We start from the raw sequence: 18,484 nt of genomic DNA, 5'->3' as shown, positions 1-18,484 counted from the left end.
TTCAGCTCCAACCGGTGGTGCACTCACCGGTCTTCGCGGGTGGATTCATGGGTTTTTTAGTGCTCAGACGCGACGGCGCTTGGGAGGACGAACGCCATTGTGTGCCTGTGGGGTCACATCAGAGATGGAACCGACCTCCAGGCCTGCGGACTGCAGGGAGCGGATGGCGGTCTCGCGGCCCGAACCCGGGCCCTTGACGAAGACATCCACCTTCTTGACCCCATGCTCCATGGCCTTGCGGGCTGCGGATTCGGCGGCCATGCCCGCTGCGTAAGGAGTGGACTTGCGGGAGCCCTTGAAGCCTACGTCGCCGCCTGAAGCCCAGGCCACTACAGCACCGGAAGGATCGGTGATGGAGATGATGGTGTTGTTGAATGTTGACTTGATATGCGCCTGCCCGACCGGAACCGACTTGCGATCCCGACGACGAGGCTTGCGCGCGGCCTGCTTTGCTGCTGCCATTGATCCTCGTTTCCTTGTCACGAATAACTGATTGCTAGTGCGATTTGTCGGGGACCCTCATCCCCGTTTCGCATTCGGCCTTACTTGGTCGCCTTCTTCTTTCCGGCGACGGTGCGCTTGGGTCCCTTGCGGGTGCGGGCGTTGGTCTTGGTCCGCTGACCACGCACGGGCAGACCCCTGCGGTGGCGCTGGCCCTGATAGCAATTGATCTGGATCTTACGGCGAATATCAGCGTCGATCTCACGACGCAGATCACCCTCGATCTTATAGTTGCCTTCGAGGTAATCACGCAGCGTAATGAGCTGCTCATCCGTGAGATCCTTGACGCGGGTGTCCGGATTCACTCCGGTCGCGGCAAGTGTTTCCTTGGCGCGGGTACGCCCAACACCGAAAATGTAGGTGAGGGCTATCTCTATGCGCTTCTCGTTGGGGATGTCGACTCCGGCAAGACGTGCCATTGCGATTCCTTTTTTGTTCTACGCAGGTCGTGCACCGAGTCTTCCGGTCTCCCGGCCCGGGCCTGCGCACCCGGGGTTCAGCCTGTTGGCTGTGACTCAGCGCCTTTGGTGTTCGTTGCCGCTGGGAATCCGCTCAGCCCTGGCGCTGCTTATGGCGTGGGTTTTTGCAGATCACCATGACGCGGCCGTGACGACGAATCACGCGGCAGTTCTCGCAGATTCTCTTCACACTAGGGCTGACCTTCATGGTTTTCCTTTGCTTGTGTACCTTGTTACTTGTACCGGTACGTAATCCGTCCGCGGTTCAGATCGTAGGGACTCATTTCGAGCACCACCCGATCCTGGGGCAGAATGCGAATGTAGTTCTTACGCATCTTGCCGGAAATGGTGGCCAGCACCAGGTGCTTGTTCTCGAGCTCGACGCGGAACATCGCATTCGGGAGAGCCTCGACCACACGCCCTTCCACCTCGATCACACCATCTTTTGCCATAAGCCTTCTATCCGATCCTCGGCCGGTTACACAGCGCGTCGAAAGACACGCCAAATGGTAAGTATAGCATGAGTAGACCCAGAATTGGGCAATAGCGTGTTGACACGACAAAAGGGCCGTCTGGACGGCTGCCGCTCAATCAGTATAGCAGTCATTCAGGCGGTCCGTTACGGATCCGAGTCCCTCAGTCTTCGATGGCGATGTTCTGCGTGTTGTCAGCAGGTTCGATGCTGGTCTTGGGCAGAGTCACCTCCAGGGTGCCGTTGGCATAGTGGGCATGAATGTCCTCCTGGCGGACCTTGTCACCAACGTAGAAGCTACGGGAGCAGGATCCGGTGTAGCGCTCACGCCGAATCCACCGTCCCTGGTCATCCTTGTCACCCTGGTCACCGTTCTTCTGGGCGGAGACAATCAGGTAGCCATCCTCCAGACGCAGGCCAATGTCCTTCTTGTCGAAGCCAGGCATGTCGATGGAGAGTTGGTACTGTCCATCCTTCTCACGCACATCCGTGTTCATCAAGGGGCTGTTCAGCGCGTTCTTGGCGCTCTGGCCCTGCCGACGCCCGTCACGCCAGTTGTTGAAGAAGGGATCGTCGAAGAAGTCGCCGAAGATTGAATTGTTCATCAATGCGGGAAACATAGCCATAATCACATCTCCTGATTCTCTAAGTCATAGTTTCTGCGGACCGGAACCCCAGGTGGACATCCTGACCTGTCCTCCCGGGCTCCCTGCCCTTCACTTTGTCCAAACCGCAGGCCCCGGGTTCCATGCCCAATGTTCACCCAAGGAATAAAAGTTGAGTCTCTTAGACTCAACTTTTGACAGTAACCCAGCTTGCTCTTCCTCGTTCTCTCATTCTTCGGGCCTTCAATGACCACATGTCAGACATTACGAACCAGAATTCTTGTGACGTAACTTTGAGGCATTTACCATAGGATAAGATTCCGCCAGCCCCCGCAGGCTCTTGAGGGCGGACCCAATCGCATGTGGACCGGACGGACCGGCCATTCCTAGTCAAAGGAGCTCAGATGCTCACCAACGAATACATCAAGCGCGTATACCAGCAGGTTGAGAAGCGCGACAGCGAACAGCCGGAATTCCTGCAGGCTGTTCGCGAAGTTTTCTCCAGCCTGGAACCCGTGGTGGAGCGGCATCCCGAGTATGAGGCCAATGGCGTGCTGGAGCGTCTGGTCGAGCCCGAACGTGCAGTCAAGTTCCGTGTGGCCTGGACCGACGATCAGGGCCACGTTCAGGTCAACCGCGGCTACCGGATCCAATTCAATTCGGCCATCGGTCCCTACAAGGGCGGCCTGCGCTTCCATCCGACCGTGACCGAGTCGGTCATCAAGTTCCTGGGCTTCGAGCAGATTCTGAAGAATTCGCTGACCGGTCTGCCCATGGGCGGCGCCAAGGGCGGATCCGACTTCGACCCCAAGGGCCGTTCGGATGCCGAGGTCATGCGCTTCTGCCAGGCCTTCATGACCGAGCTGCAGCGCCACATCGGACAGTTCACCGATGTGCCCGCCGGCGACATCAACGTAGGATCCCGCGAAATCGGCTACCTGTTCGGCCAGTACAAGAGGATTCGCGACGAGTACTCGGGTGTTCTGACCGGCAAGGACCTGACCTTCGGCGGCTCCCTGGCCAGAACCGAGGCCACGGGATATGGCCTGTGCTACTACACCCAGGAGGCCCTGCAGACGCTGCGCAAGGATTCCTTCCAGGGCAAGACCGTCGTCATCTCCGGTTCGGGCAACGTGGCCATCTTCGCCACCGAAAAGGCCCAACAGCTGGGCGCCAAGGTGGTAACGGCATCCGACTCCAACGGCTACGTTTATGACCCCAATGGGATTGACCTCGACGTGGTCAAGGACATCAAACTGGGCCACCGCGGCCGAATTCGCGAGTATGCGGACCGCGTGGACTCCGCTGAGTACCACGAGGGCTGCAAGGGCGTCTGGACCGTGCCCTGCGACATCGCCCTGCCCTGCGCTACGCAGAACGAAATCGACGAGGAATCCGCAAAGACCCTGGTCGCCAACGGATGCACCGTGGTATGCGAGGGCGCCAACATGCCCTCCACCCCCGAGGCCATCCAGGTCTACCAGGATAACAAGGTGCTCTACGGGCCCGCCAAGGCCGCCAATGCCGGCGGCGTGGCCGTCTCCGGCCTGGAGATGAGCCAGAACTCCCTGCGCCTGCAGTGGACCTTCGACGAGGTGGATCAGCGACTGAAGGACATCATGACTGGAATTTTCCAGAAGTCCTACCAGGCCTCCAAGGAATACGGGCGTGAGGGCGACCTGATGCTGGGCGCCAACGTGGCCGGCTTCACCAAGGTGGCCGATGCCATGGTGGCCCAGGGCATCCTCTGAGATCGAACCTGATTCCTATTCATAAAGGGCCTGACCTGCTGAATTTGCAGGTCAGGCCCTTCTTTTCATGGGGATACCAGTAGTTCAGATGGGGATTGAATTTGCCAAGCCATAAGCTACGTGTAGGGGCGGGAGCATCAGTCACGTGCCGCCCCGCCCCACTGGTTTTGCTTATTGCCGAATCGCAAACTATCGGTGCCTTCTCCCAAGGTTCGGCAATTCAGGAGAACCCTACTCCAGTTCCAGGGCTCCGGTGTAGAGCTGGTAGTACTCGCCGTGCCTGGCTATCAGCTCATCGTGATTGCCACGCTCGATGATCCGTCCGTGATCCAGAACCATGATCACATCGGAGTTGCGGACCGTGGAGAGCCGGTGGGCGATGACGAAGACCGTTCGGCCGCGCATCAATGCGTCCATGCCCTGCTGGACCACCTCCTCGGTCCTGGTGTCGATTGAGGAAGTGGCTTCGTCAAGGATCATGGCCGGCGGATCGGCCACCGCCGCCCTGGCAATGGAGATCAGCTGGCGCTGACCCTGGGACAGTCCGCTTCCGTCGCCCTCAAGAACGGTCTGGTAGCCCTGGGGCAGCATACGGATGAAGCTGTCGGCGTTGGTCATCCTGGCAGCTTCGATGCACTCCTCGTCCGTGGCATCCAGGCGCCCGTAGCGGATGTTGTCCAGGACGGTGCCCGTGAAGAGGTTGACATCCTGAAGGACGATGCCCAGGGAGCGGCGGAGGTCAGGCTTACGGATGTTCCTCACATCGATCCCTTCATAAAGGATCTGCCCCTGCTGGATGTCATAGAAACGGTTGATCAGGTTGGTGATCGTGGTCTTGCCGGCCCCCGTGGCGCCAACCAAAGCCACTTTCTGCCCGGGCTTGGCAAACCAGGTGATGTCGTGCAGAACAGGCTTGCTCGGGTCATACCCGAAGCTGACATCGGTGAATCGCACATCCCCCTGGAGGAGGGTGTATCGGCCATCAGGGGAGGTGATGGCCTGGTCCTTGGCCTTCAGAGCCACATCGCGCGCATCGCCGGGAAGCTTCATGGCGGCCTCCAGCGAGCGCCTGCCATCGTCATCGGCCTCACGCTTCCAGGCCCAGTGCCCTGTTTCATGGTCGACGGGGGTCATGGTCCGGCCGTCCGAAGCCAGTTCGACACTGACCAATCTGACCGTACCCTGGTCGGACTCGACAGGCTGGTCCATCAGGTCAAAGATCCGGGAGGCGCCGGCTAAAGCCATCATGACCATGTTGAACTGCATGGAGACCTGGCCGATGGGGTTGATGAAGGAGCGGGAGAGGGTCAGGAGGGAGACGATGGTTCCCAGGGTCAGCGGCCCCGCCCCGGTCAGTCCTACATTGCCCATGCCCGCGATGCCAGCCAGTCCGCCGACGATAGCCAGGATGACATAGAGCAGATAGCCCATGTTGCCCACGACCGGCATGGTGACGTTGCCGTAGGTGTTGGCCTGGGCCGAAGCATGGAAGAGCTCCTCGTTCCTCTCCTCGAAGACCTTGGCGGTGGCGTCCTCATGGTTGAAGACCTTGATGACCTTCTGTCCGTTGACGGCCTCTTCCACGAAGGCATTCACCTGGCCCAGATAGCGCTGCTGGTGAACGAAGTACCGGCCGCTTCGGGTGACCAGAATCCGGACCACCACAATCAGGACCGCGGCGAAGACCAGGGTCAGGACGGTGAAGGGGATGGAGAGCCAGAGCATTGAGATCAGGGCTGCCAGTGCGGACAGAACCGAAGAGACCATCTGCGGGAAGGACTGTGAGATGGCCTGACGGAGGGTATCCGTGTCATTGGTGTAGCGGCTCATGGTGTCGCCGTGCTCATGAGTGTCGAAGAAACCGATGGGCAACTCCTGCTGGTGGGCGAACATCTGGTCGCGGATGGTCTTCAAAGTGCCCTGCTCCACCTTGACGATCAGCCAGTTCCAGAACCAGGAGCAGAAGGTCCCCACTGCATAGAGGCAGCCCATCAGAATCAGGGTCCTCATGAGCGGTCCCCAGTCAGGGTCGGCGGCCCCGACCAGCGGCAGGATGTAATAGTCAATCAGCGGTTGGAGGAAGAAGGCCGATGCCGCCTGGGCCCCGGCGCTGATGATGATGCAGACCACGATCACCGCCAGCTGCCAGCGGTAGGCCAGCAGGTAGCGCAGGATGCGACGGGTCGTTCCCGGCGCGGCTTTGTCCAGGCGGGGCTTGCGGTCCTTGAATGATCCGTCACTCATGGTCCTTGTCCTCCTCGCTCTGGTTTCTGGTCTGTGATTCGTAGATGGATCGGTACTCCTGACAGGTTCGCAGGAGCTCCTGGTGGGTGCCCTTGTCGAGAATCCTGCCCTCCTCCAGGACCACGATCATGTCGGCGTCCTCCACAGAGGCCAGACGCTGGGAGATGATGATCTTGGTGGTGTCGGGGATCTCCTGGCTGAAGGCGTGACGGATCAGCTGGTCGGTCTTGGTGTCCACGGCGCTGGTAGAGTCATCCAGAATCAGGATGTCGGGCTTCTTCAGCAGGGCACGCGCTATGCACAGACGCTGTCGCTGGCCGCCAGAGAGGTTGGTGCCGCCCTCGTCCAGGTAGGTCTGATAGCCGTCGGGAAACTCCCGCACGAAACCGTCGGCCTGGGCCAGAGTACAGGCGCGCACCAGCTCTTCGTCCGTGGCTTGAGGATTACCCCAGCGCAGGTTCTCGGCGATGGTCCCGGTGAAAAGGACATTCTTCTGGAGCACCATGGCCACCTGGTCGCGCAGGACGGTCAGGTCGTATTGTCGTACGTCCACACCGCCCACCTGGAGGGACCCCTCGGTCACGTCATAGAGACGGGGTATGAGCTGGACCAGGCTCGATTTGGAGGAGCCGGTCCCACCCACGATGCCCAGGGTGGAGCCCGAGGGAACGTCCAGATTGATGTGACTCAGAACGGGGCGTTCGGACCTTTCCGAGTAGCGGAAGGTCACATCCTGGAAGCTGATGGACCCGTCGGCCACCTTCATGACCGGCTTAGCAGGATCATGCACAGTGCTGACCTCATTCAGCACCTGGCAGATGCGCTCCGCCGAGGCCTGGGAGATGACGACCATGACAACGATCATGGAGACCATGTTCATGGCCATCATGATTTGGATGGCATAGGTGACTAGGGCGGTCAGATCGCCTGTGGTCAGTCCCAGGGCCGCATTGTTCCCGGATGCCACAATCTGGGAGGCGCCCATCCAGGATATGACCAGCAGAGAGGCATAGATGCAGAAGTTCAGCAATGCCGGGTTCAGGCTCATGATCCGCTCGGCCTTGCAGAAGGCACGGTAGATAGCCAGGGAGATACCGTTGAATTTGCGCTCCTCGTAGTCCTCCCGGTTGTAGGACTTGACCACCCTGATGCCCTGAAGGTTCTCGTCCACCACATTGTTGAGGTGGTCGTAGGTGTGGAAGACCCGCTCGAAGATGGGATGAACCAGCAGGGACAGACCGATCAGGCCAAAGCCCAGGATGGGGATGGCGATCAGGAAGACCAGGGATATGGGCCTGGAGATCCTATAAGAGAAGAGCCAGGCCACGATGACCATGATCGGCGCCCTGACCCCGACCCTGATCACCATCTGATAGGCGTTCTGCAGGTTGGTCACATCGGTGGTCAGCCTGGTGATGATGGACCCCGTTGAGAAGCGGTCGATGTTGGTAAAGCTGAAGGATTGCACTTTGGCGAACAGATCGCTGCGGACATTCTTGGCCAGGCCGGAAGAGGCGATGGCCGCATACCGCCCGGACATGAACCCGGAGAATAGGGAGACGGCCGAGCAGGCCAGCAATATCAGCCCGAACTTGAAGATGGCCGGCATGGACCTCCCCGAGACCCCTTGGTCAATCAGGGAGGCCATGATGGTCGGGATCACTATCTCGAGGACGCTCTCCAGAAAAACGAAGGCCGGAGCCAGAAAACTGGCCTTTCGGTATTCGCGCAGGGAGCGCAGAATAGTTCGGATGGTGTGCTTTGGACGCGCTGGTTCCTGCTTATCCGATCTGACCACGGATGCCGTAGAGCCCTTCAAGTAGACCTCTTCTGTTACTGTACTGGTTTCTGTATTTTCCCGGCCAATCACCGACATGCAATACCCTCGCCAGAGGGTCTGAATGCACCAAGGCTATCACCCTGTCCGCCAGTGTTGGGCGGACGCGCAGGGATTTCCGCCCTCCACAAAAAGAAGCTGTCATGCCACTTGGGTCATGCAGCTTCTTTGCCTTAGCCAGCCTTATCAGCGTCTTTTGAACCAGCCACTCTTAATCTTGGTTTTTATCTGTCAATGTCTGATTCAAGGGGTGACAGGCCTCCCGCCTGACGGGTGATGAGTTAACGCTCGTCAAGCTGAGTGATGATCTGCTTGGATATCTGATCGACCTCACCCTGGCCGTCCACTGCGACCAGAAGGCCACGGGTCTTATAGGTGTTCAGCAGCGGGGCGGTCTCTTTGGCATAGATATCCAGCCGCTTGGCGATGGCCTCGGGGGTATCGTCCGCCCGGCGCTCCTCCTTGGCACGCTTGGCGATGCGCTGCATGAGCACCTCATGGTCGGCATCCAGGGCCACCACAGCTGTCAGCGGTGTACCGAGCTCTTTGAGCATCTTGTCCAGCGCCTCGACCTGGGATGCCGAACGGGGGTAGCCGTCAAGAATCCAACCCTGGGCGGCATCATCCATGCCCAAGCGGTCCTTGACAATCTTATTGGTCAGCTCGTCTGGAACCAGTTCCCCCTTGTCGGTGTAGGCCTTGGCCTGCTTACCCAGCTCGGTTCCGTTCTTCAGGTTGTAGCGGAAAATGTCACCAGTGGATATGGCCGGAATCCCATAATGTTTACTGAGCAAGGCCGCCTGCGTGCCCTTGCCTACACCTTGAGGTCCCATGATCAACAGTCGCTGTGCCATTCCCTATCCTTTGTTTGATGTTTTTGGTCTACAATCCTGGCGGATCAAACCGCGCAGAACCCTCTTTACCGTATGCTAGCGTCTGCCCGGTCCAAGAGCAGGTTCAGCACACTCACACTCATACGAACTGTCATCCTGGCGCAGGCCTGACACAAAATGGTCCGGCTCCATGCCAACAAGTGACAGGGTCGGACCATAAGCTGCTTGGATCGATACCGCGTGCAGGTGTCTGGCCGAAGGGTCAGCCCTCCTTGTGGTCGCCCTCCAGCAGGAAACCGGTGTACTGGAACTGCTCGGTCTGCGCCCTGGCCTGGCGCAGGGTGTCCAGACCGACGCCGGCGATAATCAGTATGGTGGTCCCGCCGAAGGGTAGCTTGGAGTTGATCTTCAGCAGCATGATCAGCACCGTGGGAATCAGGGCCACGAAGAGCAGATAGATGGCTCCAACCGTGTTCAGCCGGTTCATCACGTATGACAGGTACCGGCTGGTAGCCCGTCCGGCCCTGATGCCCGGGATGAAGCCGCCGTACTCCTTCATATTGTCGGCCGTCTCATCGGGGTTGAAGGTGATGGAGGTGTAGAAGAAGCAGAAGAAGACGATCATGACCGAGTAGAGCACGATGTACCAGACAGAGGTCGTGTTGGCCATGTTGGCGTTAATCCACTTGACCCAGTTCTGATCGGACTTGCCGAACTGGGCGATAAGGGTGGGAATAGCCAGAATAGAGGAGGCGAAAATAGGGGGAATCACGCCTGACATATTGATCTTGAGCGGCAGATAGGTGGATGATCCGCCGTACATCTTGCGGCCGATCATTCTTCTGGTGTACTGGACGGGGATGCGGCGCTGTGCCAGCTCCACGTAGTCGACCAGAATCAGGATGACCACCAGAACAGTCACCACAATGCCGAATTTGACCCAGTCACCGTTCTTGCCGTTGGTCCCCCAGCCGATGTTCCAGAGCTGGGGCAGGAAGCCGGAGCAGATGGAGATGAAGATCAGGACGGACATGCCGTTACCGATGCCCTTGTCGGTGATCAACTCGGCCATCCACATGATCAGACCGGTGCCGCCGGTCATGATCAGGACCATGACCACCAGATTCCAAACGGAGCTGTCGGGAATGACCTGCTGCTGGCATGCCCCGTTGAAGAGCGCGCCGTTGCGGGCTGTAACCAGAATGGTCGTGGACTGCAGCACGGCCAGACCGATGGTGAGATACCTGGTATATTCGGTCAGCTTGGCCTCGCCCGACTGGCCCTCCTTGTGCAGAGCCTCGAAGCGAGGAATGACCACGCGCAGCAACTGCACCACGATGGATGCGGTGATGTAGGGCATGATGCCCAGTGCGAAGATGGACAGCTGCAGCAGAGCTCCGCCCGAGAACAGGTTGACCAGACCGATGAAGTCCTCATTGCCGGCCGTGGTGATGCACTTCTGCACGGAAGGATAATCCACGCCTGGGGTAGGTATGAACGACCCAATGCGATAGATGATGATGATGCCAAGAACGAAGAAGATTTTCTTCCTCAGCTCCTTGGTCTTGAAGGCCTGGATTAACGTCCTCACCTAAGTTCCCTCCCTACGCGACCGCGCGTTGGTCTCGGTGCATCGCACCTTCTTGCTCCGACCAGCTTAACCGATGGTTCCGTCAAATCATGATGGCAACCGGGTCGGAAACGAATTCCGGCCCCCGCCCGCTTGGAGCGGGGAGGGCCGGAATCATCTGCCTTGCGGTCTGTCCCCTGCGAGTATCAGTTCTCGGAGACGGACCCGCCTGCGGCTTCTATCTTGCTTCTGGCCGAGGCCGAGGCCTTGACGCCCTTGAGGGTGAAAGCGGCCTTGACGTCGCCGTCACCCAGGACCTTGACAGGGCGGCCCTTGCGAACCGCCCCCTTGTTGACCAGATCCTCGACGGTGACCTCGCCGCCCTTGGGGAAGAGTCCTTCCAGAGCACCCAGGTTGACCACCTGGTACTCCTTCTTGAAGGGGCTCCTGAATCCACGCAGCTTGGGCAGCCGCATGTACAGGGGCAGCTGGCCGCCTTCAAAGCCCGGACGGACCTGGTAGCGTGCCTTGGTGCCCTTGGTGCCACGACCGGAGGTCTTGCCCTTGGACCCCTCACCGCGACCCACACGGATGCGGTCGCGCTTGGCGCCCGGAGCAGGACGCAGATCGTGCATCTGCAGGATGGTGGGCTCTTGCTTGTCGCTGGCCATAATCAGTCTGCCTCCTCTACGTTCACCAGGTGGCGGACCTTGTTGGCCATCCCCCGGTAGACGGGGGTGTCCTCACGCAGGACGGTCTGGCCGATCTTGTGAAGGCCCAGAGACCTGACGTTCTCCTTCTGGCGGTCGGTGGCATGAGCCACGCCCTTGACCAGAGTGATCTTGATCTGCTTGGTCATCACTCACCTGCCTTCGACTGCTCGTCAGCCTTGGCCTTGGCCTCTTCGCGTTCCTTGCGCTCGTCGGCAATGCCGGCGGCACGTGCGCGCAGGAGGGAATCGGGGGCGACCTCCTCCAGGGGCAGACCGCGGCGTGCCGCGATCTCCTCGGGCTCCTCCAGCTGCTTCAGGGCAGCTACAGTGGCCCGCACCATGTTGACGGCCGTGGCCGATCCCATGGACTTGCTCAGGATGTCGGTGATGCCGGCGCACTCCAGGACGGCGCGAACCGGACCGCCGGCGATAACGCCGGTTCCTGGGGCTGCAGGTCGCAGGAGGACAGTACCGGCCGCATCGTGGCCGATCACCGGGTGGGTGACGGTGCCGCGGATGCGGGGAACAGTGAACATATGCTTCTTGGCATCCAGCTGACCCTTGGAGATGGCTGCGGGAACCTCGCGGGACTTGCCGTAGCCAACGCCCACGGTGCCCTTGCCGTCGCCCACGACCACCAGGGCCGCGAAGCTGAAGGTACGACCTCCCTTGTGGACCTTGGAGACGCGGTTGATGGTCACGACCCTGTCGAGCATGTCGTCACGCTCGTCGCGGTCGCGACGGCCACGACGGCCATCCCTACGGCCGTCACGGGAACCGCCCCGACGACCGCCTCGGCGATCATCGTTCCGGTCGTTCCGATCCCTTCTGCCACCCTGGCTGGACTGAGCGTTTGTGGAATCTTCAGTCACCTGGGTTGTTTCCTTTGTCGTTTCGTTGTCGCTCACAGTGCCAAACCTCCCTCACGGGCGCCTTCCGCAACCGCTGCGACCCTTCCGTGGTACTTGTTGCCACCACGGTCGAAGACCACGGTGGTGATGCCAGCTTTCTTGGCCTTGGCCGCGATCTGCTCGCCGACCTTGCGTGCGGCCTCGGTCTTGGTGCCCTTGAAGGAGCCGTAGTCCGAAGCCATGGTCGACTCGCTGACCAGGGTGACACCCCTGGTGTCGTCGACGATCTGGGCGATCATATTGCGGTTGGTCCGAGTAACCACCAGACGGGGACGCTCTGCCGTGCCAGAGACGTGCTTGCGCAGACGGGCATGGCGGCGCAGACGGGCGATCTTCTTGCCTTTGCCTAGTATCGAGACCGTCATATCACTTACCAGCCTTTCCAGCCTTGCGCAGGATGTGCTCATCGGCGTACTTGATGCCCTTGCCCTTGTAAGGCTCGGGAGCACGCAGGGCGCGGATGTTGGCCGCGGCCTGTCCGACAGCCTGCTTGTCGATGCCGGAGACGACCACTTCGTTGGCGTTCGGCGTCTCGAAGGTGATGCCCTCCGGGGGGTCGACAGTGATGGTGTGCGAGTAGCCCAGCGAGAACTCCAGGGACTTGCCCTTGGCGACCACACGGTAGCCGGTGCCGACGATCTGCAGGTGCTTGCTGTAGCCCTTGGAGACGCCTTCAACCATGGACGCCACGATGGAGCGGCTCAGTCCGTGCTTGGCCTTGGTGGTGCGGTCCTCGTCGGCGGGGGTCATGATGATCTCGTTGCCCTCGACCTTGCCGGTGATGCCCTCAGGCAGCGTGTATCCGTCGGAACCCTTGGGGCCCTTGGCGGTGAATTCCTGGCCCTTGAAGGCCACCTCCACACCTGCCGGAACGGCGATGGGGAGCTTACCAATATGCGATGCCATGTTCAGCTCTCCTTTCTCACCATACGTAGGCGACGATTTCGCCGCCGATGCCCCTGTCGAGGCATTCCTTCTGGGTCATCAGTCCCGAGCTGGTCGAGATGATGGCGATTCCCAGCCCGCCCAGGGGCATGGGCAGGGAATCCGACTTGGCGTACCGGCGCAGACCGGGCTTGGAGACGCGCTTGATGCCCTGAATGGACTGGCGTCCATCGGGACCGTACTTGAGCGTGATCTCCAGATCCTGCCCGACGCGCGCCTCCTTGGCGCGATAATCGGCGATGAAGCCTTCGCGCTTGAGAATCTGCGCGATGTTCGCCTTGAACTTGGAGTACGGCATGTCAACTGTTTCATGCTTGGCCGCACTCGCATTACGCAGACGTGTCAGCATGTCTGCGATGGGATCTGTCATTGTCATGTGGGCTTATGCCCTTCCTCGCCGTGGTTTCCGCCGCCGGGCAGCAATCTGCCCTGACCGCGGACCTTCAGCGTCGATCTTTACCAACTGGACTTCGTCACACCCGGCAGCTCGCCGCGATGTGCCTTCTCGCGAAGGCAGATGCGGCACAGGCCGAACTTGCGATAGACGGAATGAGGACGACCGCAGACCTGGCAGCGCGTGTAGCCACGCACCTTGAACTTCGGCTTGCGTGCCGCCTTGTTTCTCAGAGCGGTTTTTGCCATATCAGTTCTCCTTGAAGGGGAAGCCCAGCTGCTTGAGCAGCGCCCGGGCCTCCTGATCGTTCTTGGTGGAGGTCACCACGGTGATATCCATACCACGCTGGTGATCGATCTGATCAGGATCGATCTCGTGGAACATGGACTGCTCCGTGAGACCGAAGTTGTAGTTGCCCTGGCCGTCGAACTGACGGTCGCTGATGCCGCGGAAGTCGCGGATACGGGGCAGTGCCAGGGTCAGCAGTCGATCCAGGAACTCCCACATGCGCACGCCGCGCAGGGTGGCGAAGGCACCGATGGCCTGTCCCTCACGCAGGTGGAACTGCGCCACGGACTTCTTGGCCTTGGTGATCTTGGGCTTCTGGCCTGTGATGGCCGTCAGGTCCTTGACCGCGCCCTCAATCAGCTTGGAGTCGCGTGCCGCGGCCCCCACGCCCATGGAGACCACAACCTTTTCGATCCTGGGCACCTGCATGGGGTTGGAGAACTTGAACTCCTTCTCCAGCTCGGGCACGATGCTCTCGCGGTACTGCTGCAGCAAACGAGGGACTGCCGGTGCTTCAACGGTGGTATCGCTCATGACAGCTCCTTGCCTGACTTCTTGGCGAAGCGGGTGCGCACGACCTTGACCTTGCCGTCACGCGCCTCCTCCTTGATGTTCACGCCGATGCGAGTCGGCTTCTTGGTCTCCGGGTCGATGACCATCACGTTGGAGCGATGGATGGGCGCCTCGGTCGGGACTATGCCCGACTCCTGCCCTTGCTGGGTGGCCCGCACATGCTTCTTGACGATCTGAATACCCTCGACGATCAGACGGTCATTGGGCAGAATCCGCAGAACCTTGCCCTCCTTGCCGCGATCCTTGCCGCGGATGACCTTGACCTGGTCGCCTGTCTTGATCTTGGCTACCACTTCAGATCACCTCCGGTGCCAGGGACACGATCTTCATGAAGCGCTTGTCGCGCAGCTCACGACCGACCGGTCCGAAGATACGAGTACCGCGGGGTTCACGGCCGGTACCGAGGATGACCGCCGCGTTCTCGTCGAACTTGATGTAGGAGCCGTCATGACGACGATGCTCCTTGACCGTACGGACGACGACCGCCTTGACGACCTCGCCCTTCTTGACCGACCCGCCGGGAATGGCATCCTTGACGGTGGCGACAATCACATCGCCAATGCCGGCATAGCGTCGCTTCGACCCGCCGAGCACGCGGATGGCCAGGATCTCCTTGGCACCCGTGTTGTCGGCGACCTGAAGCCGCGATTCCTGCTGAATCATTGATTCTCCTTAGCCGCGCTGGTTCTCCGCAGACACCCCACGCCGGGGCGGAATGAAATGCGGAGCCTGGCCGAACTTGTTACTTGGCGCGCTCGACGATGGAGTCGAGACGCCAGCGCTTGGTCTTGCTCAGAGGACGGGTCTCCATGATACTCACGAAGTCGCCCACATGGGCCTCGTTCTTCTCATCATGGGCCTTGACCTTGCGGTTGCTGCGGACGACCTTGCCGTAGAGGGGGTGGGTCGAACGCTGCTCCAGCTCTACGGTGATGGTCTTGTCCATCTTGTCGGACACGACGTAGCCGCTGCGAACCTTGCGGAAGTTGCGCTCCTGCTTGTCAGCCATGCTTACTTCTCCTCAGCTTTGCTCTCGGCCTTTGCTTCGGCGGGCTCCTGGCTGATGCCCAGCTCGCGCTCACGCAGAACGGTGTACATCCTGGCGATGTCGTGCTTGACGGCCTTGAGGCGGGAGGTGTTCTCCAGCTGTCCGGTGGCCGACTGGAAGCGCAGGTTGAACAGCTCTTCCTTGGACTTCTTCAGGAAATCCTCGATCTCCGCATTGGTCTTTTCATTCAGATTCTTGATGGAATACTCGGCTGTTCCGACTGACATCAGATGTCACCGCCTTCACGTGCAATAATCCGGCACTTCATGGGGAGCTTGTCAGTAGCGCGGCGAAGGGCCTCGCGGGCCACATCCTCGCTCACGCCGCCGATCTCGAAGAGCACCCGGCCGGGACGGACGTTGGCCACCCAGAACTCGGGCGCACCCTTGCCGGAACCCATTCGGGATCCCAGTGCGTGCTTGGTCAGGGGGCGATCCGGGAAGACCGTGATCCAGACTCGGCCACCACGCTTGATGTACCGGGTCATGGCGATACGGGCCGCCTCAATCTGGCGGTTGGTCAGGTAAGCCGGAGCCAGGGCCTGGATGCCGTAATCGCCGAAAGCGATCTCGTTGCCGCCCTTGGACATGCCCGAACGACCCGGACGATGCTGCTTGCGGTATTTAGTCCTCTTTGGGATAAGCACGGCTCACTCCTTTGCTTCGGTTGCGACGGGTGCCGAGGCGGTCTGCTCCTGAGTCGCCGCCGGCGGCGTGGCCACACCGCTGTTCTGCTTGGCTGCATCCTGCTCGCGGCGGGTACGCCCCTCGGAGGGACGGACGCCACGACGGGGACGACGATCGCCGCGCCGACCGGGGCGGTTGTTCTGCTGAGCCTGCTGCTCCTCGAACTGACGCTCGGTCATATCGCCCTTGTAGATCCAGACCTTGACGCCGATGCGACCGTAAGTGGTCCTGGCCTCGAAGAAGCCATAGTCGATCAGGGCGCGCAGAGTCTGCAGGGGCACACGACCCTCGCGGTAGAACTCCGAGCGGCTCATTTCGGCTCCACCCAGACGGCCGGACAGCTTGATCCTGATGCCCTTGGCGCCGGCCCGCATGGCATCCTGCTGAGCCTTGCGCATGGCCCGGCGGAAGGTGACGCGGTTGGTCAGCTGCTCAGCGATGCCCTGAGCCACCAGCTGGGCATCGATGGAGGCGTTCTTGACCTCGAAGATGTTCAGCTGGACCTGCTTGCCGGTGATCTTCTCCAGCTTGGCGCGTACACGCTCGGCTTCGGCGCCGCGACGGCCGATGACGATGCCCGGTCGGGCGGTGTGGATGTCGACGCGCACACGGTCACGGGTCCGCTCGATGACGATCTTGGAGACGCCTGCGCGCTCCAGGTCCTTGTTCATCTCCTTGCGGATCTTGTCGTCCTCAAGCACGAAGTCGCTGTAACGCTCCCCCGCCTTGTTGGAGTCGGAGTACCACTTGCTGCGGTGCTCCTCGGTGATGCCGAGTCGGTACCCAAACGGGTTGATCTTCTGCCCCATTATCGGGCTCCTTCCTTGTCGGCCACCACGACGGTGATGTGGCTGGTCCGCTTGTTGATGCGGGCCGCACGACCCTGGGCGCGGGCACGGAACCGCTTCAGGGTGGTTCCCTCGTCCACGTAGGTCTCACGAACCATCAGCTCGTTCTCGCGGAAGGGCTGGTTGGCCTTGTCCGCCTTGACGCGAGCGTTGGCGATGGCGCTCTCCAGGCACTTGCGGACCGGAACGGCCGCGTCCTGGGGGGCGAACTTCAGAATGGTCACGGCCTCGGTCGCCTGCTTGCCTCGGATGAGGTCGACGACGCGGCGAGCCTTGCGAGGCGTCACGCGAACGTGACGTGCAATTGCCTTAGCTTCCATGTGTCTCTACTCTCCCTCGCCTCAGCGGCGTGCTTTCTTGTCGTCCTTCACGTGACCCCTGAAGGTCCGGGTGGGGGCGAACTCGCCGAGCTTGTGGCCGACCATGGCCTCGGTGACGAAGACCGGGACATGCTTGCGGCCATCGTGCACAGCGAAAGTGTGCCCGATGAAGTCCGGGGTGATCATGGAACGACGGGACCAGGTCTTGATGACGTTCTTGGTGCCCTTCTCGTTCTGCTCGTCGACTTTCTTCTGCAAGTGGGCGTCGACGAATGGGCCCTTCTTGATGCTACGAGTCATCTTTCCGACACTCCCTTACTTGCGGTTCTTACCATTTGGACGACGACGCACGATCATCTTGTTGGAGGCCTTCTTGGGCCTGCGGGTGCGAACCTCGCCCTTGCCCCAGGGAGACACTGGCGGCTTGCCGCCACGGGTGCGTCCGCCATGCGGGTGGTCGACCGGGTTCATGGATTCACCACGGGTGATAGGCCTGCGTCCCATCCAGCGGGCACGTCCTGCCTTGCCGAGCTGGACGTTGGCGTGGTCGTTGTTGCCGACTTCGCCCACCGTTGCACGGCAGCGGGAGTCGACGTTGCGAATCTCGCCGGAGGGCATACGCAACTGGGCGTAGGCCCCGTCCTTGGCCACCAGCTGGACGGCAGCACCGGCCGAGCGGGCGATCTTGGCACCGCCCAAGGGCCGCAGCTCAATGGCGTGGACGATGGTGCCGGTGGGGATGTTGCGCAGAGGCAGGTTGTTGCCGGGCTTGATGTCGGCCTGGGGACCGGTCTCGATGACGTCGCCCTGCTTGATGCCCTGCGGAGCGATGATGTAGCGCTTCTCGCCGTCTGCAAAGTGCAGAAGGGCAATACGGGCCGAGCGGTTGGGATCGTACTCGATCTCAGCCACCTTGGCGGGCACGCCGTCCTTGTCCCAGCGACGGAAGTCGATGAGACGGTACTGACGCTTGTGTCCGCCGCCGCGGTGGCGGCTGGTGACGCGACCATAGGAGTTGCGTCCGCCGGTCTTGCTCAGCTTGCGAACCAGCGACTTCTCGGGCTTGGAGCGCGTGATTTCGGCGAAGTCCGAAACCGAGGCGTTGCGACGGCCCGCGGTCGTCGGCTTGTATGTACGGATAGCCATAATCTAGTTCTTCCTTAACTTTTCTCGGCTAGCCTTCAGTTGTTGGTACCGAAGACATCGATCGACTGGCCCTCGGCCACCTTGACGATGGCGCGCTTCTCAGCGGCGCGACGACCCCAGCCCGTACGGGTCCGGGTCCGCTTGCCCTGCCGATTGAGGGTGTTGACCGATGTGACCTTCACATTGAAGATCTGCTCGATGGCCTGCTTGATGGCGACCTTGTTGGCATCAGGGTCCACCACGAATGTGTACTGGCCGCGGTCCGAGTTGGCGTAGCTCTTCTCGGAGACGACCGGGCGCAGAATGATGTCGTGCGCTGGCTTGTGAATAGCTGCCATGAAA

28 protein-coding genes are annotated in these 18,484 nt (G+C 60.7%); 1 reads left to right on the top strand and 27 read right to left on the bottom strand.

Annotated features, from left to right (window positions below; all coding sequences use genetic code 11):
* Nucleotides 1-63: 63 nt before the first annotated feature.
* The 5 genes from rpsK to CI601_RS01825 all read right to left on the bottom strand — a co-directional run bounded on the left by rpsK (nucleotide 64) and on the right by CI601_RS01825 (nucleotide 2,057).
* Nucleotides 64-462: a 30S ribosomal protein S11 gene (gene rpsK, locus CI601_RS01845; protein ID WP_015022328.1), complete on the bottom strand. Its 399-nt coding sequence runs from the start codon at nucleotides 460-462 to the stop codon at nucleotides 64-66.
* Nucleotides 463-542: 80 nt separating this feature from the next.
* A complete protein-coding gene (gene rpsM, locus CI601_RS01840) occupies nucleotides 543-920 on the bottom strand; it encodes a 30S ribosomal protein S13 (protein ID WP_015022329.1) in 378 nt (125 codons plus the stop codon).
* Nucleotides 921-1,053: 133 nt separating this feature from the next.
* The gene (gene rpmJ, locus CI601_RS01835) at nucleotides 1,054-1,167 is read right to left on the bottom strand and encodes a 50S ribosomal protein L36 (protein WP_015022330.1); all 114 of its coding nucleotides are present in this window, start codon (nucleotides 1,165-1,167) and stop codon (nucleotides 1,054-1,056) included.
* Between the two features lie 25 nt (nucleotides 1,168-1,192).
* Nucleotides 1,193-1,411: a translation initiation factor IF-1 gene (infA, locus tag CI601_RS01830; protein ID WP_015022331.1), complete on the bottom strand. Its 219-nt coding sequence runs from the start codon at nucleotides 1,409-1,411 to the stop codon at nucleotides 1,193-1,195.
* Between the two features lie 184 nt (nucleotides 1,412-1,595).
* Nucleotides 1,596-2,057, bottom strand: coding sequence for an Hsp20/alpha crystallin family protein (locus CI601_RS01825; protein WP_121914081.1), 462 nt, complete (start codon nucleotides 2,055-2,057; stop codon nucleotides 1,596-1,598).
* Nucleotides 2,058-2,440: 383 nt separating this feature from the next.
* Here CI601_RS01825 and gdhA point away from each other — a divergent pair, with 383 nt between their 5' ends.
* Nucleotides 2,441-3,787: an NADP-specific glutamate dehydrogenase gene (gene gdhA / locus CI601_RS01820; RefSeq protein WP_121914080.1), complete on the top strand. Its 1,347-nt coding sequence runs from the start codon at nucleotides 2,441-2,443 to the stop codon at nucleotides 3,785-3,787.
* A gap of 231 nt (nucleotides 3,788-4,018) precedes the next feature.
* On the opposite strand, the gene CI601_RS01815 is transcribed toward gdhA, so the two are convergent.
* The 22 genes from CI601_RS01815 to rplW form a co-directional block, all read right to left on the bottom strand.
* Nucleotides 4,019-6,031, bottom strand: a complete 2,013-nt coding sequence (locus tag CI601_RS01815) for an ABC transporter ATP-binding protein (RefSeq protein WP_121914079.1) — start codon at nucleotides 6,029-6,031, stop codon at nucleotides 4,019-4,021.
* Nucleotides 6,024-7,907, bottom strand: a complete 1,884-nt coding sequence (locus CI601_RS01810; protein WP_259465278.1) for an ABC transporter ATP-binding protein — start codon at nucleotides 7,905-7,907, stop codon at nucleotides 6,024-6,026. Before CI601_RS01810 ends, CI601_RS01815 begins: the two co-directional genes overlap by 8 nt.
* Nucleotides 7,908-8,149: 242 nt before the next feature.
* Complete coding sequence (locus CI601_RS01805; RefSeq protein ID WP_121914077.1) at nucleotides 8,150-8,722, bottom strand: adenylate kinase; 573 nt, start codon at nucleotides 8,720-8,722, stop codon at nucleotides 8,150-8,152.
* A gap of 241 nt (nucleotides 8,723-8,963) precedes the next feature.
* Nucleotides 8,964-10,292 (bottom strand): preprotein translocase subunit SecY, encoded by a 1,329-nt coding sequence (gene secY / locus CI601_RS01800; protein WP_024626782.1) that lies wholly within the window; start codon nucleotides 10,290-10,292, stop codon nucleotides 8,964-8,966.
* Between the two features lie 185 nt (nucleotides 10,293-10,477).
* Nucleotides 10,478-10,942, bottom strand: coding sequence for a 50S ribosomal protein L15 (gene rplO / locus CI601_RS01795; protein ID WP_029676013.1), 465 nt, complete (start codon nucleotides 10,940-10,942; stop codon nucleotides 10,478-10,480).
* A 2-nt stretch (nucleotides 10,943-10,944) separates the two neighbouring features.
* On the bottom strand, nucleotides 10,945-11,130 hold the full coding sequence (gene rpmD, locus CI601_RS01790) for a 50S ribosomal protein L30 (RefSeq protein WP_024626784.1): 186 nt from the start codon (nucleotides 11,128-11,130) through the stop codon (nucleotides 10,945-10,947).
* A complete protein-coding gene (gene rpsE / locus CI601_RS01785; protein WP_024626785.1) occupies nucleotides 11,130-11,891 on the bottom strand; it encodes a 30S ribosomal protein S5 in 762 nt (253 codons plus the stop codon). Before rpsE ends, rpmD begins: the two co-directional genes overlap by 1 nt.
* Nucleotides 11,888-12,259 carry a 50S ribosomal protein L18 gene (gene rplR / locus CI601_RS01780; protein WP_015022343.1) on the bottom strand — a complete coding sequence of 124 codons (372 nt, stop codon included), beginning with the start codon at nucleotides 12,257-12,259 and terminating at the stop codon, nucleotides 11,888-11,890. The genes rpsE and rplR overlap by 4 nt, the downstream gene beginning before the upstream one ends.
* Nucleotide 12,260: 1 nt before the next feature.
* Nucleotides 12,261-12,800, bottom strand: coding sequence for a 50S ribosomal protein L6 (rplF, locus tag CI601_RS01775; protein WP_015022344.1), 540 nt, complete (start codon nucleotides 12,798-12,800; stop codon nucleotides 12,261-12,263).
* A 16-nt stretch (nucleotides 12,801-12,816) separates the two neighbouring features.
* Nucleotides 12,817-13,215 carry a 30S ribosomal protein S8 gene (rpsH, locus tag CI601_RS01770; protein WP_024626787.1) on the bottom strand — a complete coding sequence of 133 codons (399 nt, stop codon included), beginning with the start codon at nucleotides 13,213-13,215 and terminating at the stop codon, nucleotides 12,817-12,819.
* Between the two features lie 80 nt (nucleotides 13,216-13,295).
* Nucleotides 13,296-13,481 (bottom strand): type Z 30S ribosomal protein S14, encoded by a 186-nt coding sequence (locus tag CI601_RS01765; RefSeq protein ID WP_015022346.1) that lies wholly within the window; start codon nucleotides 13,479-13,481, stop codon nucleotides 13,296-13,298.
* Nucleotide 13,482: 1 nt separating this feature from the next.
* On the bottom strand, nucleotides 13,483-14,055 hold the full coding sequence (gene rplE / locus CI601_RS01760) for a 50S ribosomal protein L5 (RefSeq protein ID WP_024626788.1): 573 nt from the start codon (nucleotides 14,053-14,055) through the stop codon (nucleotides 13,483-13,485).
* Nucleotides 14,052-14,387, bottom strand: a complete 336-nt coding sequence (gene rplX / locus CI601_RS01755; protein ID WP_015022348.1) for a 50S ribosomal protein L24 — start codon at nucleotides 14,385-14,387, stop codon at nucleotides 14,052-14,054. The genes rplE and rplX overlap by 4 nt, the downstream gene beginning before the upstream one ends.
* 1 nt (nucleotide 14,388) lies before the next feature.
* A complete protein-coding gene (gene rplN / locus CI601_RS01750; RefSeq protein WP_015022349.1) occupies nucleotides 14,389-14,757 on the bottom strand; it encodes a 50S ribosomal protein L14 in 369 nt (122 codons plus the stop codon).
* 79 nt (nucleotides 14,758-14,836) lie between these two features.
* Nucleotides 14,837-15,103, bottom strand: a complete 267-nt coding sequence (gene rpsQ, locus CI601_RS01745; protein WP_015022350.1) for a 30S ribosomal protein S17 — start codon at nucleotides 15,101-15,103, stop codon at nucleotides 14,837-14,839.
* A gap of 2 nt (nucleotides 15,104-15,105) precedes the next feature.
* Nucleotides 15,106-15,369, bottom strand: coding sequence for a 50S ribosomal protein L29 (gene rpmC / locus CI601_RS01740; RefSeq protein ID WP_015022351.1), 264 nt, complete (start codon nucleotides 15,367-15,369; stop codon nucleotides 15,106-15,108).
* Nucleotides 15,369-15,788, bottom strand: coding sequence for a 50S ribosomal protein L16 (rplP, locus tag CI601_RS01735; protein WP_015022352.1), 420 nt, complete (start codon nucleotides 15,786-15,788; stop codon nucleotides 15,369-15,371). The genes rpmC and rplP overlap by 1 nt, the downstream gene beginning before the upstream one ends.
* A gap of 3 nt (nucleotides 15,789-15,791) precedes the next feature.
* On the bottom strand, nucleotides 15,792-16,637 hold the full coding sequence (gene rpsC, locus CI601_RS01730) for a 30S ribosomal protein S3 (RefSeq protein WP_024626789.1): 846 nt from the start codon (nucleotides 16,635-16,637) through the stop codon (nucleotides 15,792-15,794).
* Complete coding sequence (rplV, locus tag CI601_RS01725; protein ID WP_024626790.1) at nucleotides 16,637-16,996, bottom strand: 50S ribosomal protein L22; 360 nt, start codon at nucleotides 16,994-16,996, stop codon at nucleotides 16,637-16,639. The genes rpsC and rplV overlap by 1 nt, the downstream gene beginning before the upstream one ends.
* A 21-nt stretch (nucleotides 16,997-17,017) precedes the next feature.
* Nucleotides 17,018-17,296, bottom strand: a complete 279-nt coding sequence (gene rpsS, locus CI601_RS01720; RefSeq protein WP_015022355.1) for a 30S ribosomal protein S19 — start codon at nucleotides 17,294-17,296, stop codon at nucleotides 17,018-17,020.
* A gap of 15 nt (nucleotides 17,297-17,311) precedes the next feature.
* Nucleotides 17,312-18,142, bottom strand: a complete 831-nt coding sequence (rplB, locus tag CI601_RS01715; protein WP_015022356.1) for a 50S ribosomal protein L2 — start codon at nucleotides 18,140-18,142, stop codon at nucleotides 17,312-17,314.
* A gap of 35 nt (nucleotides 18,143-18,177) precedes the next feature.
* Nucleotides 18,178-18,480: a 50S ribosomal protein L23 gene (gene rplW, locus CI601_RS01710; protein ID WP_015022357.1), complete on the bottom strand. Its 303-nt coding sequence runs from the start codon at nucleotides 18,478-18,480 to the stop codon at nucleotides 18,178-18,180.
* Between the last annotated feature and the right edge of the window lie 4 nt (nucleotides 18,481-18,484).

Origin of the sequence: Bifidobacterium sp. wkB344 (genome assembly GCF_003688305.1) — a bacterium.
Classification (GTDB): domain Bacteria; phylum Actinomycetota; class Actinomycetes; order Actinomycetales; family Bifidobacteriaceae; genus Bombiscardovia; species Bombiscardovia mizhiensis.
The sequence above is the reverse complement of the archived record's forward strand: the minus strand, read 5'-3'. Positions and strand labels throughout refer to the sequence as shown.

Coding starts and splice junctions, on each gene's coding strand:
- rpsK (WP_015022328.1), bottom strand. CDS start 462: ATGGCAGCAGCAAAGCAGGCCGCGCGCAAGCCTCGTCGTCGGGATCGC.
- rpsM (WP_015022329.1), bottom strand. CDS start 920: ATGGCACGTCTTGCCGGAGTCGACATCCCCAACGAGAAGCGCATAGAG.
- rpmJ (WP_015022330.1), bottom strand. CDS start 1,167: ATGAAGGTCAGCCCTAGTGTGAAGAGAATCTGCGAGAACTGCCGCGTG.
- infA (WP_015022331.1), bottom strand. CDS start 1,411: ATGGCAAAAGATGGTGTGATCGAGGTGGAAGGGCGTGTGGTCGAGGCT.
- CI601_RS01825 (WP_121914081.1), bottom strand. CDS start 2,057: ATGGCTATGTTTCCCGCATTGATGAACAATTCAATCTTCGGCGACTTC.
- gdhA (WP_121914080.1), top strand. CDS start 2,441: ATGCTCACCAACGAATACATCAAGCGCGTATACCAGCAGGTTGAGAAG.
- CI601_RS01815 (WP_121914079.1), bottom strand. CDS start 6,031: ATGAGTGACGGATCATTCAAGGACCGCAAGCCCCGCCTGGACAAAGCC.
- CI601_RS01810 (WP_259465278.1), bottom strand. CDS start 7,907: ATGTCGGTGATTGGCCGGGAAAATACAGAAACCAGTACAGTAACAGAA.
- CI601_RS01805 (WP_121914077.1), bottom strand. CDS start 8,722: ATGGCACAGCGACTGTTGATCATGGGACCTCAAGGTGTAGGCAAGGGC.
- rplO (WP_029676013.1), bottom strand. CDS start 10,942: ATGGCCAGCGACAAGCAAGAGCCCACCATCCTGCAGATGCACGATCTG.
- rpmD (WP_024626784.1), bottom strand. CDS start 11,130: ATGACCAAGCAGATCAAGATCACTCTGGTCAAGGGCGTGGCTCATGCC.
- rplR (WP_015022343.1), bottom strand. CDS start 12,259: ATGACGGTCTCGATACTAGGCAAAGGCAAGAAGATCGCCCGTCTGCGC.
- rplF (WP_015022344.1), bottom strand. CDS start 12,800: ATGGCATCGCATATTGGTAAGCTCCCCATCGCCGTTCCGGCAGGTGTG.
- rpsH (WP_024626787.1), bottom strand. CDS start 13,215: ATGACAATGACAGATCCCATCGCAGACATGCTGACACGTCTGCGTAAT.
- CI601_RS01765 (WP_015022346.1), bottom strand. CDS start 13,481: ATGGCAAAAACCGCTCTGAGAAACAAGGCGGCACGCAAGCCGAAGTTC.
- rplE (WP_024626788.1), bottom strand. CDS start 14,055: ATGAGCGATACCACCGTTGAAGCACCGGCAGTCCCTCGTTTGCTGCAG.
- rplN (WP_015022349.1), bottom strand. CDS start 14,757: ATGATTCAGCAGGAATCGCGGCTTCAGGTCGCCGACAACACGGGTGCC.
- rpsQ (WP_015022350.1), bottom strand. CDS start 15,103: ATGGCTGACAAGCAGGAGCGCAACTTCCGCAAGGTTCGCAGCGGCTAC.
- rpmC (WP_015022351.1), bottom strand. CDS start 15,369: ATGTCAGTCGGAACAGCCGAGTATTCCATCAAGAATCTGAATGAAAAG.
- rpsC (WP_024626789.1), bottom strand. CDS start 16,637: ATGGGGCAGAAGATCAACCCGTTTGGGTACCGACTCGGCATCACCGAG.
- rplV (WP_024626790.1), bottom strand. CDS start 16,996: ATGGAAGCTAAGGCAATTGCACGTCACGTTCGCGTGACGCCTCGCAAG.
- rpsS (WP_015022355.1), bottom strand. CDS start 17,296: ATGACTCGTAGCATCAAGAAGGGCCCATTCGTCGACGCCCACTTGCAG.
- rplB (WP_015022356.1), bottom strand. CDS start 18,142: ATGGCTATCCGTACATACAAGCCGACGACCGCGGGCCGTCGCAACGCC.
- rplW (WP_015022357.1), bottom strand. CDS start 18,480: ATGGCAGCTATTCACAAGCCAGCGCACGACATCATTCTGCGCCCGGTC.